The 15,740-nt window shown below is 40.1% G+C and carries 17 protein-coding genes; 9 read left to right on the top strand and 8 right to left on the bottom strand.

All coding sequences use genetic code 11. The features are described from left to right. Positions 1-170 precede the first annotated feature (170 nt). Entirely contained in the window at positions 171-926 is a 756-nt protein-coding gene (locus tag KCG35_RS02270; RefSeq protein WP_215818041.1) for an SDR family NAD(P)-dependent oxidoreductase, read from the top strand. A gap of 90 nt (positions 927-1,016) precedes the next feature. Here KCG35_RS02270 and KCG35_RS02275 read toward each other — a convergent pair whose 3' ends face one another. Continuing rightward, positions 1,017-1,943, bottom strand: coding sequence for a MerR family transcriptional regulator (locus KCG35_RS02275; RefSeq protein WP_215818042.1), 927 nt, complete (start codon positions 1,941-1,943; stop codon positions 1,017-1,019). 145 nt (positions 1,944-2,088) lie between these two features. Further along, positions 2,089-3,057, bottom strand: coding sequence for a YbgA family protein (locus KCG35_RS02280; RefSeq protein ID WP_215818043.1), 969 nt, complete (start codon positions 3,055-3,057; stop codon positions 2,089-2,091). Positions 3,058-3,283: 226 nt separating this feature from the next. On the opposite strand from KCG35_RS02280, the gene KCG35_RS02285 reads away from it, so the two are divergent. After that, positions 3,284-3,745, top strand: coding sequence for a PAS domain-containing protein (locus KCG35_RS02285; protein ID WP_309227266.1), 462 nt, complete (start codon positions 3,284-3,286; stop codon positions 3,743-3,745). A gap of 40 nt (positions 3,746-3,785) precedes the next feature. Here the strand turns inward: KCG35_RS02285 and KCG35_RS02290 are convergent, their stop codons facing one another. The 3 genes from KCG35_RS02290 to phrB are packed head-to-tail and all read right to left on the bottom strand — an operon-like array spanning position 3,786 to position 6,156. Further along, a complete protein-coding gene (locus tag KCG35_RS02290; RefSeq protein ID WP_215818044.1) occupies positions 3,786-4,304 on the bottom strand; it encodes a DUF2878 domain-containing protein in 519 nt (172 codons plus the stop codon). Further along, positions 4,301-4,735, bottom strand: a complete 435-nt coding sequence (locus KCG35_RS02295; RefSeq protein ID WP_215818045.1) for a nuclear transport factor 2 family protein — start codon at positions 4,733-4,735, stop codon at positions 4,301-4,303. The genes KCG35_RS02290 and KCG35_RS02295 overlap by 4 nt, the downstream gene beginning before the upstream one ends. Then, positions 4,732-6,156, bottom strand: a complete 1,425-nt coding sequence (gene phrB, locus KCG35_RS02300; RefSeq protein WP_215818046.1) for a deoxyribodipyrimidine photo-lyase — start codon at positions 6,154-6,156, stop codon at positions 4,732-4,734. Before phrB ends, KCG35_RS02295 begins: the two co-directional genes overlap by 4 nt. A 318-nt stretch (positions 6,157-6,474) precedes the next feature. Between phrB and KCG35_RS02305 the strand changes: the two genes are divergently transcribed. Together KCG35_RS02305 and KCG35_RS02310 are read left to right on the top strand one after the other, a co-directional pair. Then, complete coding sequence (locus KCG35_RS02305; protein ID WP_215818047.1) at positions 6,475-7,377, top strand: TIGR01777 family oxidoreductase; 903 nt, start codon at positions 6,475-6,477, stop codon at positions 7,375-7,377. Positions 7,378-7,511: 134 nt separating this feature from the next. Further along, positions 7,512-7,757 (top strand): hypothetical protein, encoded by a 246-nt coding sequence (locus KCG35_RS02310; protein ID WP_215818048.1) that lies wholly within the window; start codon positions 7,512-7,514, stop codon positions 7,755-7,757. 321 nt (positions 7,758-8,078) lie between these two features. Here KCG35_RS02310 and KCG35_RS02315 read toward each other — a convergent pair whose 3' ends face one another. Next, complete coding sequence (locus KCG35_RS02315; RefSeq protein ID WP_215818049.1) at positions 8,079-8,438, bottom strand: phasin family protein; 360 nt, start codon at positions 8,436-8,438, stop codon at positions 8,079-8,081. Between the two features lie 284 nt (positions 8,439-8,722). On the opposite strand from KCG35_RS02315, the gene KCG35_RS02320 reads away from it, so the two are divergent. Both KCG35_RS02320 and KCG35_RS02325 read left to right on the top strand, forming a co-directional pair. Then, positions 8,723-10,534 (top strand): alpha/beta fold hydrolase, encoded by a 1,812-nt coding sequence (locus tag KCG35_RS02320; RefSeq protein WP_215818050.1) that lies wholly within the window; start codon positions 8,723-8,725, stop codon positions 10,532-10,534. Between the two features lie 17 nt (positions 10,535-10,551). Continuing rightward, positions 10,552-11,376: an alpha/beta fold hydrolase gene (locus tag KCG35_RS02325; protein WP_215818051.1), complete on the top strand. Its 825-nt coding sequence runs from the start codon at positions 10,552-10,554 to the stop codon at positions 11,374-11,376. A 109-nt stretch (positions 11,377-11,485) separates the two neighbouring features. On the opposite strand, the gene KCG35_RS02330 is transcribed toward KCG35_RS02325, so the two are convergent. Then, positions 11,486-11,917: a PA2817 family protein gene (locus KCG35_RS02330; protein ID WP_215818052.1), complete on the bottom strand. Its 432-nt coding sequence runs from the start codon at positions 11,915-11,917 to the stop codon at positions 11,486-11,488. 242 nt (positions 11,918-12,159) lie between these two features. Here KCG35_RS02330 and KCG35_RS02335 point away from each other — a divergent pair, with 242 nt between their 5' ends. From KCG35_RS02335 to KCG35_RS02345, 3 genes are all read left to right on the top strand, one after another. Beyond that, positions 12,160-13,083, top strand: coding sequence for an ABC transporter ATP-binding protein (locus tag KCG35_RS02335; protein WP_215818053.1), 924 nt, complete (start codon positions 12,160-12,162; stop codon positions 13,081-13,083). A gap of 20 nt (positions 13,084-13,103) precedes the next feature. Continuing rightward, complete coding sequence (locus tag KCG35_RS02340; protein ID WP_373687349.1) at positions 13,104-13,877, top strand: ABC transporter permease; 774 nt, start codon at positions 13,104-13,106, stop codon at positions 13,875-13,877. Between the two features lie 249 nt (positions 13,878-14,126). Next, the gene (locus tag KCG35_RS02345; RefSeq protein ID WP_215818055.1) at positions 14,127-14,489 is read left to right on the top strand and encodes a cupin domain-containing protein; all 363 of its coding nucleotides are present in this window, start codon (positions 14,127-14,129) and stop codon (positions 14,487-14,489) included. Positions 14,490-14,563: 74 nt separating this feature from the next. Here the strand turns inward: KCG35_RS02345 and KCG35_RS02350 are convergent, their stop codons facing one another. After that, positions 14,564-14,854 (bottom strand): hypothetical protein, encoded by a 291-nt coding sequence (locus KCG35_RS02350; RefSeq protein ID WP_215818056.1) that lies wholly within the window; start codon positions 14,852-14,854, stop codon positions 14,564-14,566. Positions 14,855-15,740 lie beyond the last annotated feature (886 nt).

A 15,740-nucleotide genomic window follows, 5' to 3' on the forward strand; every position in this document is an offset into this window, starting at 1 on the left:
AAACCATCTCTTGTCTTTAGGTTTAATGAAATTGTGCAACTATCAATATAATATGTTATACATAAAATATAATATTGTATAAGAAATATAGGTGGGTCTGTAAAAGAAAGCAAGCATGTAAATTAGGTTGGCGTTCACTGTCTTACCTTCCTTAGCAAAGGGTGAAAAAAATGAATATCGCAGAACAGACTTTCTGGTTGGTGGGAGCAAGTAGTGGTATCGGGCGTTCGCTTGCGTTGAAGCTAGCAGCACAAGGTGCAAATGTGGCTGTGTCAGCGCGTAATGCTGAGGCTTTGTCTGAGTTGCAAGGGTTGGCTGAATCTATGTCAGGAAATATCCATGCATTTCCACTGGATGCAACAGATCGTCATACTTGTCATCAGGTTCTTGTGGAGATTAATAAGATACTTGGCCCTGTCCATATTAGTATCCTTAATGCTGGGGTCTATCAACCAATGACGGTGAGTGATTTTGATGCACAGGCGTGTGAACAGATATTTACCGTTAATGTCATGTCTGCAATTAACTGTCTGGAAGCGTTATTACATAAAGCAGATGGTTTGGAACAAGTTTTGATTACAGCCAGTGTGGCAGGTTATCGAGGACTACCATTAGCCGGTGCTTATGGGGCAAGTAAGGCTGCATTGATTAATCTTGCAGAAGGTTTTAGGCCTGGGTTTTTACGACGGGGTATTCAGTTGAGGGTCATAAATCCTGGGTTTGTTGAAACGCCAATGACAGCAAAAAATACCTTTAAAATGCCAGCACTCATAACTGCAGAGGAGGCGGCTAGTGAAATTATTGAAGGGCTATCTCGAACAAGCTTTGAAATAACCTTTCCTAAACGCTTTACTTGGTGGCTTAAGCTGCTTCGGGTGCTGCCTTATTACTGTTATTTTCCTTTATTAAATCGCCTTAAACCATAGTTATACTCTTTACGAATTATTTCTTATGCGCGCTATCCATAGCACTTATCCTAATGGCCACTGAGGCAGTGAAATTAAACCTTAGTAAATCTATTGTAGATGTAAACTTATTTGTTTAATTAAGTCTGCATTATCTGTGGCTGTTATGGTTGATGTGGTATGTAATTGCTGTTCATGAATCATTGTACATTGTCCCGTTAGGATAAGCGGAACCGTAAGTAACTGTTGTAAATGCTGAAGCTCTTTTTGAAGAACTTGGCGCTCTAGAGCCGATTGACTAAAAATGATTACGGCTTGACTTTGAAGTTTTTCCACCGCAAGAGAAACCTCGTCATAGGGTAATTTTCCCGCAAGAAGCTGTACATGATAATTGTGTGCACTTAATGCTAATGCAGTGAGTAACAGGTCAATTACCTCAAATTCGGTATGGATTGTTGTGGCTAATTGGGTTAACAGTAATTTAGAACCAGTTGTTGATTTATTATTGTGATAGAGGCGAGTTGTTAATTTTGCACGTAATTGTGTTAGTAAAAAACATTGTTCTGCAATCTGCCCAAATTGACCCTGCCAATTTTTTTTAAGTTGATTAATCACGGGTTTTATCAGGTTTTCACTGACTAAATCAATAGGATAAATGGCGAGTGCCTGATTATAAATATCATCCAGTTTATCTTCATTAAAGGTTTTTACGGCATTAATAAACTGTGTTTGTGATATTTGCCAGTTATTGACATCACTGTCAGGCGTATCCAGCGGTTCTGGTGTGGCAGCATTTGCTAATAAGGCTTTGACTTTACTTACAGCTACGCCGCGATTGATCCACTCTAAAATAGTTTTTATCTGTGTTACATGTTCATGATCATAAAGCCGATGTCCTTTAGCTGTTCGATAAGGTTTAATGAGTCCATATCGTCTTTCCCAGGCTCGTAAGGTGACTGCATTTACACCTGTTTGTCGGGAAACTTCCCGAATAGGAATTAAGCCTTCAGTGTTTTCTGGGACAACTAATTTGGTCATTGGCATTTCAACATAATGGTCATTATATGGCGCCTAGTTTAGCGTGCACTATCTGTGAGGTATAGGATAACAAGTTGTAACCATTGTGAAGGGCATTTACCAGGCGCATCCATCACTTGGTGTAATACTGCAGTGACAATGTTTGTTAAATAGCATTTCTTAATCCCAGTTCATCGGGGTAAGGCGACAAGTACATCTGCTGTTGTATGAATGTATTGCCATGCTGTTTAATAAAGTGCTTAAGCAAAGTAATAGGGACAATGAGAGGTAAGAATCCTTGGCGATACTGGTGTATTACGTGAAGGATTTCGCTTCGCTCTGCTTGGATCAAAGCGTGCTTTAGGTAACCTAGAATATGCATTAATACATTTGTGTGGGTTTTACGTGTCGCGCGTTGCTGCAAGGCAATCATGAAAATAGGCTGATAGGCGTTGGCGGTATCTGTCAGATTATTGGCTGATATATTGGCTACAAGCTGTCCTAGACGTGAATAGTCTGCAGGGGAGTGAGCAAGTACTATGTACTTATAGCGAGTGTGGAATTGAATCAGCGTATAAGGTGTTAGATTCAGCATAAGTTGTTGCCAGCTATGGTAAGCCATGACTCTATTAATAAAGTTTTCCTTGAGTATGGGGTCGTGTAGGCGACCTTCTTCCTCTACAGGTAGTAGCGGAAAATGTTTCATAATCTGTTGCGCATAAAGCCCTGTTCCTGAGTGATGATGGGGGTAGCCGTTGGATTGGTAGACTTTAACGCGCTCCATGCCACAACTGGGTGACTTTTGCATAAAAATATAGCCACTCAGTTGGTGCAGTTGTTTTGCTTGTTTTTCACCATATTCAAGTAAGGCTTTTGTTACATCGAGACCAGGGTTGACGGATCCAACAGCTCGGGGCTGTGAAGGATGACCGATGAGGCGTATAGGTTCTCGAGGAACTCCCATGCCAATACTTACTTCTGGACAAATGGGAACATAATTAACGATGCCGTTGAGCTGGTTTAAGCAAAAAGAAGATCGTTTGTGGCCACCATTGTATCGTACGTTATGACCCAACAAACAAGCACTGATACCCACTTGGATTTGGGGGGCAGAGGTAGAAGTTGATGAGTTCATAAAGCGGTTCCTGTACGTATTTGTACAAATATTAATTTCTTATACAAATATAGTTTTGTTGTACAACATTGTAAAGCATGCTTAACCTATTATTTGCTTATAAACATTTCACGAATTAGGAGTAAGTTACTGATTGAATCATTATTGGCGTAGTGGAACAGTAAGCTAGTGATATATAGTTAATTAAAAAGGTTAAAAATTGATAGGGGGGTAGAGGAGATGCCAGGTGATCACTGCTGAGTTAATGGAACGTTTGGTTAATGCTTCCAACGATGGTGTTGTTGTTGCTGAGCGTGAAGGCGATGAAAGCATCTTGATTTATGTAAACCCTGCTTTTCAACGTTTAACAGGGTATACAGCGGATGAAATACTATATAAAGACTGTCGCTTTTTGCAGGGCAATGACCGCCAACAAGAAGGGATTGAAAAGGTACGAGATGCTATCAGAAATAACCACTCCACTTGTCAGGTTTTGCGTAACTATCGTAAAGATGGTTCCATGTTTTGGAATGAGTTACGGCTAACCCCTGTGTTTGATAATGAAGAGCAGCTTCAGTATTACATAGGTATTCAGCGTGACGTCACTGCAGAGGTGGAAGCAAAGCAAAGACTACAACAGGTAAAACATGATCTTGACCTTTCACTGGAGCTACTGGCTGCTTATCAGTCAAAATTTGGGGCTCTTTAACGTGATGATTCGCTACTGAAAAGTTAGTTGGACTCAAGTATCAAGGTGTATTTACAAGGTGTTGTCTGGCAAATAGTTGAGCAAAGCTGAGTAAGAGTGGAAATAGAACGGCCCAGCAAATCCCAATAGTGATTAAGCCTATTGTATCAATAGTCACTGAGGTTAACTTACTTCCTGCAAAATAGCTTAGCGCTGCAATGGGGGGAGCAAGTAGCATGCTTAATAAACGTTTAGACTGAAGCCAGCTTAGACAGTGATTCAGCAGCGTGGCGAAAAGAGCCCATAAACAGCTGAGCCACAATGGGATGAGTAATGAGTGCGTGGGTAATTGAATAATATTCAGCTGTACTAAAAAGCTATCAAGCGCTGATCCTAATAACCAAGTCGTCAAAATAATATCGCGTTCAACTTGCCAACTACCAATCCACTTAAAGTGAATAAATAAAATAATCAATGTGGAAATGAGTGCAGGTAGAGAACCTGTCAGTACACAAATAAACCAGCCTACTTGAAAGAGCAGGGCATTGGTTAGCCAAGCATAAGGTGCTTGTAACTTCATGCAGCGGCCTTTTTCTTTATATAGCGAATGAGTTTTCCCAACACTGGGAGCTGTTCATAAAGTAGAGCACCTAGGTCAAAAAAGTCCTGATGATGCGTTACTAAACCTGTTGTATTAAAGTGCAGAAGGCTGACGCCTTCTACACTGATTTGGCGCTGAGGTAAGCGTCGGTGTTTAAATGTCATTGTCCAGGGCTGAGTTACATGGTCTGGAGGCGCCAGCCACGCGGGTTTAAATTCAAAGTGTAGGTAAGTTATCTCATAATACATGCTTTGGAAATAAGCTGTTAGTTGATCTATTCCTAGGTGAGTGCCGAGTGGATCGGAAAATACGACATCTTCAGTGTATAAGGATGAAATTGGGGCTAGGTTGTTTGCATCCAACTGCTGAAAATGGGTTAAAAACTGTTGTAAATAGTTTTCAAGGTTCATGTACTTAATTCCTTGAAGGCGGCAATAGTTTGTTCTCGCGCAATACTGTGATCAACAATAGGGCGAGGGTAGCCAGGAATCATTTCATCAGTGGGTAAACTTTTATAAGGGGCGTGAATTTGTTTATTGGGTAAATCAGCCAGTGCGGGCAAAAACTGACGTATAAAAGTGCCTTCTGGATCAAATCGCTCACCCTGTGTTGTAGGGTTAAATATGCGGAAGTAAGGCGCTGCATCAGTGCCTGTTGAAGCTGACCATTGCCAGCCACCGTTATTCGCAGCCAAATCACCGTCCACCAAATGTCGCATAAAAAAAGCTTCACCCAGTCGCCAATCAATAAATAAATCTTTGGTTAAAAACATGGCTGTTACCATTCGTAGCCGGTTGTGCATCCATCCAGTTTGTACAAGCTGTTTCATCGCTGCATCGACAATAGGGTAGCCTGTTTCCCCCTGGCACCAGGCTTGAAAGAGGTCTTCATCATGCTGCCAGACTAAGTTGTCAGTTTCTGGTTTAAAGGGTTTATGTTTGCTCACTGTGGGATAGCCACACAGAATATGAATATAAAACTCGCGCCAGATGAGCTCATTAATCCAGCAGTCAATACCAGGATTGCCACCCTCTATGTGGTTATTATTATGTTGAAATGCAGCGATCAGACATTGGCGCAGTGAAACGATACCTAACGTAAGATAAGCTGATAGTTGGCTTGTCCCGGCAATGGCAGGAAAGTCGCGTTCAGTTTTATAATCAACCGCTTTTTCACTAAGAAAATGGTTGAGTCGTTGTTGAGCCTCTGACTCTCCTGGTGGCCAGTGTTGGAGAATATTATCGACAGCAGATTGGGTATACGTTACGTCAAGCGAGTCACTCAATACACTGATTGTTATGGGACGCTGAGACTGAGGCATTGGTAATAAGTGACAAGGGGAGCGATAAAATTCAGCGAGGAAAGCACGCCGAAATTGGCTATATACTTTGTAGAACTCTCCTTGTTTGGTCAGTAATGTACCTGGCTTGCAGATAACTGCATCAGTATGCGCTTCAAATTGGAGACCATGACTAATACACATTTGTGTAACTTGTTGGTCCCGCTTGATTTCATTGACTCCATATTCTTTATTGCAAATCACAGCTGAACATTTGAGCTGAAGAGCTAAGTGCATCAGGTAGTGGGCTGAATCTTCATAGCGATTAAGCTGTTTAATAATAAGAGGAATATTGAGCAACTGTAATTGTTGCTGTAATTGCGCAGCTGATGCTAAAGCGAGTTTGATTTTATTTGGGCTATCATTGTGATGTAGCCACTGGGCTGGATACAGGCAGTAGACGGCAACCACAGGCCCACGTAGTGAAGCTTGATAGAGTGCAGTATTGTCCTGGACTCTCAAATCGTTACGAAACCAAACCAATGATGTCATTTAGAATCCTTGTAAAATGTTGTTGATTACACTTTTCTTGCTCAGAGGTGCTTAATGCTGGATAACCACTCAGGTTTGGCTGTGTATTACCAGAGTATAAACATGAGTCTGTATGTTAAACTTGTTCATTAAACACCTTTGAAAAAAATAAATTATAAAACGTTAAACTAAAGCGTCTTATACACGTAGTGTCTTCAATTCTATGTTGCTTGGTTGCAATATTTTGTCTTGAAACTGTTGCATTGAGACCAATGTCTTAGGATTATATATAATATTGTACATATTTTTAATATTGTACAATTTTTTAGTGGAGCGACTATGCAGATTTTAATCACTGGAGGAACGGGTTTTATTGGTCAAGGTTTGGTTAAACAGTGGCTAGCCAAAGGGAGGAGCTTAACTGTATTAACGCGGAATGTATCACAATGGCAGCAAAAGTTGCCGCAAGTGAGATGGTTTAGCCATTGGGATGAGTTAGATCGAAACGAAAATTGGGATGCCATTATTAATCTAGCAGGAGAGCCTATTCTTGATGCCCGTTGGACAGAACAGCGCAAAGCCTCCTTACTCGCCAGTCGAGTTGGTGTGACTCAACATTTATGTCAGTACGTGACATCCCTTGCTTATATGCCCAAGCGACTAATTAGTGGGTCTGCGATTGGTTATTATGGTTTTCACCCTCCCGAAGTCGAATTAACTGAAGATTCTCAGCCTGGTCAGGATTTTGCTGCCCAGCTATGTGTTTCCTGGGAACAGGCTGCTGATGAGATTCGCCAGTTGGGGATCGCAACGTGCTGTGTAAGAACAGGTGTTGTGTTGGGGCATGGGGGTGCGCTGCAAAAAATGTTACCCCCTTTTAAATTAGGTTTAGGCGGACCCATTGGTACAGGAAAGCAAATATTTTCATGGATTCACTATGAAGATATGTTGTCTTGCATTGATTGGTTGCTACAAAATCCAAATGTTTGCGGGGTGATTAATGCAACAGCTCCAGAACCCGTGACTAATGCAGAATTTTCAACACGACTTGGTAAAGTTCTTCATCGTCCGGCATTTTGCCGTGTTCCTGCTAAGGCGCTTGAATTAATGTTAGGTCGTGAAGCTTCTGCGATGTTATTACAAGGCCAGCGAGTAATACCAAAGCGATTGTTAGATGAAGGATTTATATTTAAGTATTCTGACATTGCAAGTGCGTTAACTAATTTATTAGAACAAGACTAATAATTAAATGGCCCCTTCCACTATAGAGCACCTCAAAAAAGTAATAACTTTCATGAGCATAAGGACGATATACATATTTTGGGCTACGCTTCAGCTAAGAAGCATGTGTGTTTAACTTTGTAGGGGGGGAATCTATGGAAATTGTTGGTGGTATTTTTTTACTAGCGGGTGTCTTAGTGAGTTTATTTTATGGAATTATTATTTTAATAAAAGCATTTCAAACATCTATTTTATGGGGGCTGGGTAGCTTATTTATTCCCCTTGTAGGGCTGATTTTTATCATATTACATTGGCAAATAACAAAACAACCCTTTTTAAGATCGTTAATTTCGATCCCATTGATTATTGTGGGTGCGATGTTGATGCCGCAGCAAATGTAATATGGTTGTTCCTTTTTAACTAACTAATGTGCTAGTTTATTATCAGTTATGTAGTTAATTTAAACTTCTGAGGTGACGGCCCAGCTAGTCTCACTAAATATCCTTTGCTGTGATATAAGATGAATAAGTCGTATTTTTTTAACTGATGTGCCCTATTGTATTTTGATTGCAATTGGATTTAACGGAATAAAAGCTGGTGATATTATCGCTTTATATGAGTAGGAAATATCAGTGAATGGTTATAAATGACTATGCTGTTTTTTTCTTCTAATTAATGTCTATGTGTAAATTAACGTTCTGTGTGTATAGTTAGGACTTGATTTAAGAGGCTTTACGGGTGCCTGATGGAGAGTGAGGTGCATTGAGCTTATCTAATGTGCTGCTTAACAAATTAAGCTCGCGTTTAAGTTTGTTTAGTTCTGTTTGAGGGTTACCATTCAGGCTATTTTGTACAATGGTTGATACTTTACCAATAGTTTGCTTTTTCAGATTATGGGTAAAACGATCCAGTCGATTAAGTTCCCGACGCTCAATGATTTCACCTTGATCGGCTAGGTAATTGAAGAGCTTTACCCCTTCATTGACTGCTTTACCAAATAACACTAAAGTTCCAAGTCCGGCTAGCCAAAGTTGTTGAGGCAAAAGCGTCAGTTTTAACTGTGGAGTTCTATGGTTTGCCATAAGTGGTGCCTAACCTTACACAGTTGTAGGGAAGATGTGGGGTATGTTACGCTGAATACGACACAGGAAGTGTAGTGTTCTTAGTGGAAAACATAGTCAATAATTATGTTATCGACAAGCAAATTTTAAATTCAGGCATTAGCTTTCATTAAATTGCAATCGCCATGTTCTCACAATAGTCTAGCTGGGAGATGAAAAATACCTACTTTGCAGGGTATAACTTGGCAAGACGGGGGAGTCAGGCGCTCATTGTAGGCAAGGCTGTAAATAGGACATGAACTGACATGGATGCTCAAGCCGCAAAAAATATTTCTGAGAATATCTCACAAAAAATTGCAGATTTATCACAAGCAATTGACTATTTAGAGAACGATGACTCTCAAGCTGCAAAACGTTTTCGACGGCAGTTGAAAAATACTCTAGCTAATCATGAAGTGGATCAAGAAAGCTATATTGATTATGAAAATATGGCGGGTCCTAACCCAATTATTGGTATTCATAGCAAAGATGTGCTTGATACACTAATGGTCATGTTACAACAGGCCTTGTCGAATCCTCGCTCAATTTTTCAGCAAGCGTTACGTTTAGGCGGGGATTGGCTACAAGTGTTGTTGGGTAACTCCAGTCTGCGGCCAGATGCCCGTGATCATCGTTTTCAAGACTCTGCCTGGTATGATAGTCCTTTTTTTCGCCGATTAATGCAAGGGTATTTTTCCTGGCACCATCGCCTTCATGAGTGGATTGACGAGAGTGAACTAACAGAATGTGATCGGCGGCGAGCGACCTTTATATTGTCGATTCTTACAGAAGCATGTTCACCGACAAATACTTTACTTAATCCTGAAGCGCTTAAACGATGCGTTGAAACATCAGGGTTAAGTTTAATTCAAGGATTTCGACATTTTGCTCAAGACTGGTTACATAATGGTGGTTTGCCATCTCAGGTTAATATGAAAGCATTCTGTGTCGGTGAAAATATTGCTGTTTCGCCTGGTGTGGTGGTGTTTCGTAATGAGTTACTTGAACTTTTGCAATATCAATCGACCACAACTGAAGTATGGCAGCGGCCATTATTTTTAATTCCACCACAAATAAATAAATATTACATTTTTGATCTTACGCCTGAGAAAAGCTTTATCCAGCATGCCACTCAGCAAGGAATCCAAGTGTTTGTTTGTAGTTGGCGTAATCCCAAAATTGAGCACCGGGATTGGGGGTTGGAAAACTATGTTGTTGCGTTGGAAGATGCCATCGATGCGGTGATTGAGATTACTGGCAGTCGTGATGTCAATGTCATGGGAGCCTGTTCTGGAGGAATGACTGCTGCAACATTATTAGGTTATTTGGCTGCGGCTAATAAAACGAAAGTGAATAGTTTTACCTTAATGGTTAGTGTGTTGGACCTTAATATTGATAATGATGTTGCGTTATTTGCAACAGATCGTTCATTGGCTCAGGCAAAAAGTTACTCTCATCGAAGTGGTGTGTTGGAAGGAAAAGACTTAGCACGTGTATTTGCCTGGATGCGCCCCAATGATTTGATTTGGCATTACTGGGTTAATAATTACTTGCTCGGTTATGAACCACCTGCAAATGAGGTCTTGTATTGGAATAATGATACCACGCGACTGCCTGCTGAACTGCATGGTGAATTTATTGAAATGTATGAGGCGAATCCTCTACATAAACCAGGCTTATTAAAAATATGTCATCAACCCATTGATCTTAAACAGGTTACAGTTGATGCCTATGTAGTGGCGGGTATGACAGATCATATTACTCCTTGGGAGGCCTGTTATCGCTCTTCTCATTTGTTGGGAGGTAAGTGCCAGTTTGTACTGAGCAACAGTGGCCATATACAAAGTATCTTAAATCCACTTAATAACAATAAAAGCTATTACTTTTTAAATCATGAACATCCTAAAACCGCTAAAGAGTGGAAGTTAGGCGCACATCGAATTGGGGGGAGTTGGTGGGCACATTGGACTGACTGGATTAGTCAACGTTCTGCTGAGAAGATCCCAGCACCACAACAGTTAGGTAGTTCTTCTTACCCAGCTTTAGATATAGCGCCAGGCACTTATGTTCATGAGTAGTTGTAGAGTAAGTTTTTATGTATAAAGCGGCGGTTGTGAGTTCTGTGATGGTGGATGAAACGGTTAATCAAGCTAGCAAAAGAGCATTCGAGATTGATTTTTTACAGTTAGGGGAATACAACGTACGTGTAGGTATTGTACCTGGAAACCGTCAAAAAATACCTATGTTATTGTTTAATGGTATCGGTGCTAGTTTAGAATTTGCACAACCCTTTGCTGATGCTTTAGATGATGTAGAGTTGATTACCTTTGATATTCCTGGTGTTGGTGGTTCACCAACACCGCTTATCCCTCCTCGATTTCCCCAGTTGTCGTTTTTAGCTGAGCAACTACTCGATGAACTGAATTATGGTCAGGTGAATGTTATTGGCTACTCCTGGGGGGGCGCGCTTGCACAACAGTTTACTTATGATCATCCACAGAGGGTTAAACAACTTATACTAGCGGCAACGACAATGGGAATGATAGCGATACCTGGCTTGCCTATAGAGTTGCTCAAGTTGTTGAAGCCAAATCCTCTATTTCGTTCATTTAAAAACGTGTCTGTTCGCCAAATCATTAATCATCAGTGGGTGATTCCTCAACAAGGACCTCGGGGCTTTTGGTATCAGATATTGACTGGATGGGGGTGGACCAGTGCTTATTGGTTACGCAAAATTAAAACAAAAACACTCTTATTAGCGGGTGATGATGATCTGATGGTACCTGCTATGAATTTGAAAGTCATGCAGCAGTTGATGCCCAATGCTCAGTTTCGTTCCATCAGCGGTGATCACTTTTTTATGGTGACACAACCTCGTGCTTGTGCCCGTATGGTAGGGGAGTTTTGTGAGTATTATTAATAGGTAATAGGGGCACCCATATATCCCTATACTCACTACAGTGTGGGCATAAGGATATCACATGGGGTATGTGGTTTTTTTAGTGTCTATTGCATTAGTAAATACAGTATTAGTGGTAATCACCTGGTGAAGTAGGAGCTTGAGTAGGTTGTAATTGACACACTTCATCATCCCAATCAAAGCTGTCTTTAGCATCCTGAGCCGCAAAACGTTGCTCCTCTAACATTTGAAACTTTTGAATCTCTTCGTCAGGCATAAAGTGAAGACAGTCACCACCTAGTAACCACAGTAAGTCACGCGGTAAAAGGGGCGTGAGCTGAGGGTAGTAGGTGATTAATTGGTTGATAGTCTCCTGACCTAGAAACAAAGCATCAGGTGTTTGGTCAGACAATGCCTGCTTAAGCTCATCGAGGCGGGTAAGCCACGCAGTATATTGATCAGTATTGGAAAATAACGTCTGCTGTTGTGTCAAGCATTGCTTCACGTGGTCAATACGGTCTATTAAACGTTGTAGCTGTTCGGGTAGTTGAAAGTCAGTCACGCGGCACTCTTTCCTCTTTCTTTCATGGCGTTAAAACAAGATTAGTGTGATTGTAGTGTAGGCGTAAAGCCGCTTGACAGCAGTGCTTTAACCATTAAACCAATAATGAGGTATTTTTTACAAAAAAATATTGAACCTACGTAGCCTAAATACCTTGTAAAATGAATGGTTAGTATTTCAGGATATGAGGTATACAATACCTACTTTTAATTGATTTTGCAGCAACCGGCTAAAGAGATGTTATGGCAACCGCACTTGAAATTACTGATTTACATAAAACATACAGCAATGGTCATCAGGCGCTGAAGGGAATCAGTTTTGCTGTGCAAGAGGGCGATTTTTTTGCATTATTAGGTCCTAATGGGGCAGGCAAGTCTACCACGATTGGAATTATATGTGCTTTGGTGAATAAGACATCAGGTCAGGTAAAGATCTTTGGTGATGATATGGATCTGAGTCCTAACAAAGTAAAGCAACACCTTGGCATGGTGCCTCAAGAATTTAATTTTAACCAATTTGAAAAAACAGAAGATATTCTCATTACTCAGGCTGGATATTATGGTATTCCCCATAAAGAGTCTGTTGAACGGGCAGAGCTATATTTACACAAGCTTGGGCTATGGGATAAGCGTCGTGAACAGTCACGTTTGTTATCGGGAGGAATGAAGCGACGTTTAATGATTGCTCGTGCGCTTATTCACCAACCTAAGTTACTTATTCTCGATGAACCAACCGCGGGGGTTGACATTGAACTCCGTCGCTCTATGTGGGATTTCTTGCAGGAAATCAATCAGCAGGGTATCACTATTATTCTTACTACTCACTATTTAGAAGAAGCAGAGCAGCTGTGTCGTAATATTGCCATTATTGATCATGGGCGACTGGTACAAAATACCAGTATGAAAGCACTATTACGCACGTTACATATGCAAACTTTTATTTTTGATTCAACAACGTTGCTTCCTGATCAGTTACATTTATCAGGTTATACCTATCGTCCACTGGATGATCACTCGTTTGAAATTGATGTGGACCATGAGCAGGACTTAAATGAGTTATTTAACCAGCTTTCTGCACATAAGCTCTCTATTTCAAGTATGAGAAATAAAGCTAACCGATTGGAAGAGCTTTTTGTGTCATTAGTTGATAAGAATTTGCAGCGTTAATTTTAGGAGTGTTAGCCATGATGTGGCAGCAATATTGGACAGCATTTGTCACAATTTATATTCGAGAAGTACGACGCTTTCTGCGTATTTGGCCTCAAACTTTACTACCTCCAGCCATTACGATGGTGTTGTACTTTATTATTTTTGGTTCTGTCATTGGTTCTCGTATTGGACAAATGGAAGGTTACAGCTACATGGAGTATGTGGTACCTGGCCTGATAATGATGTCAGTAATTACGAATGCCTATAATAATGTAGCTTCCTCATTTTTCAGTAATAAATTTCAGCGTAGTGTTGAAGAGCTTTTAGTTGCACCTATTCCCAATAGTATTATTTTAGCGGGATTTGTGCTTGGTGGGGTAACGCGTGGATTAGCGGTAGGCTTTATTGTTACCTTATTATCGTTAGCATTTACAACACTTCCAATACATAATATCTGGATTACTATATTAGCAGTATTATTAACTGCCATTGTATTTTCACTCGGTGGTTTTATTAATGCTATTTATGCGGATAAATTTGATGACATTTCAATTATTCCAACCTTTATCCTAACACCATTAACGTATTTAGGTGGGGTATTTTATTCAGTAAATATACTACCTGACTTTTGGGGCTATATTTCTTTAGCAAATCCTATTCTCTACATGGTGAATGCATTCCGCTATGGTATTCTTGGACACTCTGATGGAATCAGTATAGGGTTAGCGATGCTTATTCTTGCTGGCTTTGCTGCAGTACTCAGTTATTATTGCCTGTATTTATTACGGACAGGGAAAGGACTAAGGCATTGATGATTTGCTTATCAGCAAATGTATACCCTTCATTCATACAACATTTCCATTTTTTTAATTGGTAGTCTTGACCACCAAGGACGGTGGGAATGCATTATATGGAGGGTATATTTATAACTTTTTATGATATATGAATCGTAAATTATATTAGAGTTTTGCTGAAAAATTTGGTGCGTGGGCTATTTGGACAATAGCGTATAATTACCAGTGATAGTTAGTTAACGTAGTCGTAGTTATAGGGAAAGACGTGTGAAACATTCAGTATTGAATATACAGGAGAAGTTTTCAACGTTTGACTCACTCTGGTCGCCAAAAATAATCGCAGAGATGAATGACTATCAGTTTAAACTGGCAACGGTCCAGGGGGAATTTGTTTGGCATTCTCATACTGATACAGATGAAGTATTTTTTGTTATTGAGGGTGCTCTTGATATTGAATTTCGAGATGAAAAAATAACCTTAAATTCAGGAAAAATGTGTGTCATTCCAAAAGGAGTTGAGCATAAACCTTATGCAGAAAAAGAGTGTAAAATCATGCTTGTGGAGCCTAGAGGTGTGGTTAATGCTGGTGATAACGATGGAGAGCTTACAGCAGAAGAGGAATGGGTTTAAATCTATCTTTAGCTATGGGTGGAGTTAAGGGCAGATGCATCATTTAGCAATTCTGCCCATACAAAGTTTAATAATTAGTACGCAATTGCTCTATAAGCTAAGTAGACTTCTCCATAATGTTTCCAGCTTCTTTTAATTGCTGTTACAGAAACATCACTGTTTTTTGTATAAGCTGAGCTTAAAATGAGAAGTATGCTTAAGTCTGCTTGGTCAATATAGCATGACTCTCCATTGGCGAATGAAACTGCATAATAACCATCAGTTCCGCCAGGGAAAGCTTGAATGCTAGATACTTTTGTATCCCAAATAGGGTTGTTAGAAGTGCTTTTTGCTACTTTTTCATTACATTTAACTGGAAGTTCCATTTTCCTATCCTTTAAATGAGTATTATTAGCTACTTTAATCAAAAGTCCTTTTATATCAATAAGTTATTTATTGAATGTGGGTTTTGATTAAACCTTTTTTATTGTTTGCTAGTCTTGTCGTTTTCGACGTCAAATTAAATGTAGCACTCATAGTAAATTCTGCATGAATTGTGTGTTAACTTTTGGAGTGAAGCATTACTTTTGTACTGTATGAGTAAATAAATACTGGCGGTACCTGTCTAGTATTGGTGCAGTAAATAAGTAGGTAACTTTATTTGGCGTTCGTATAATAATTATATTTAAAGCGGGATGATTGACTTTTTACTTACTTTAAAGAATTATATGAAATTGCCGGGCAATTGCATATAAAAATAATTTGTGATGAGTATAGATTGTGCCAATGCAGCGCATGAATTAATTTGTTCCTCCTACAGCAGAAGAGCTTCCCTGGTCTCTACGGCTCACGGTGCTCCCAACACCTGTTTCACAAACCCATTCAAGCACTGCAAAACCACGCTTTGCTATACCTCAATCATGATTAAATGAACAGCTGTGGTATTTCGATGTACGCCAAAGGCTGGATAATGCCCATCGAATGTTTGCCGCAAGGATGCGGTAACTATCTTGACAAACAGCGGCCTCCAGGAAAGGATTCGCCGCGTATTCGAAGGGCGTTATGCAGATGTTGGACAAAGGTGCTTTAGAAAATGGCTTTTATAAAGGTAAAGTTATACCCATAACGAAGGGTTTTTAGGCGCGGCCGTCAAGTGATGAAGCCCCAAGAGCTTATATTAATAAGTGACTGGGGTGAAGAACGCTGACAACAAAGCCTAAAAATGATTTGTGAAGGGTATATATGCGATTGCCCTGGGTGAGGTTGTTTTTT

The sequence above is a fragment of the Zooshikella harenae genome, assembly GCF_018837975.1.
Classification (GTDB): domain Bacteria; phylum Pseudomonadota; class Gammaproteobacteria; order Pseudomonadales; family Zooshikellaceae; genus Zooshikella; species Zooshikella harenae.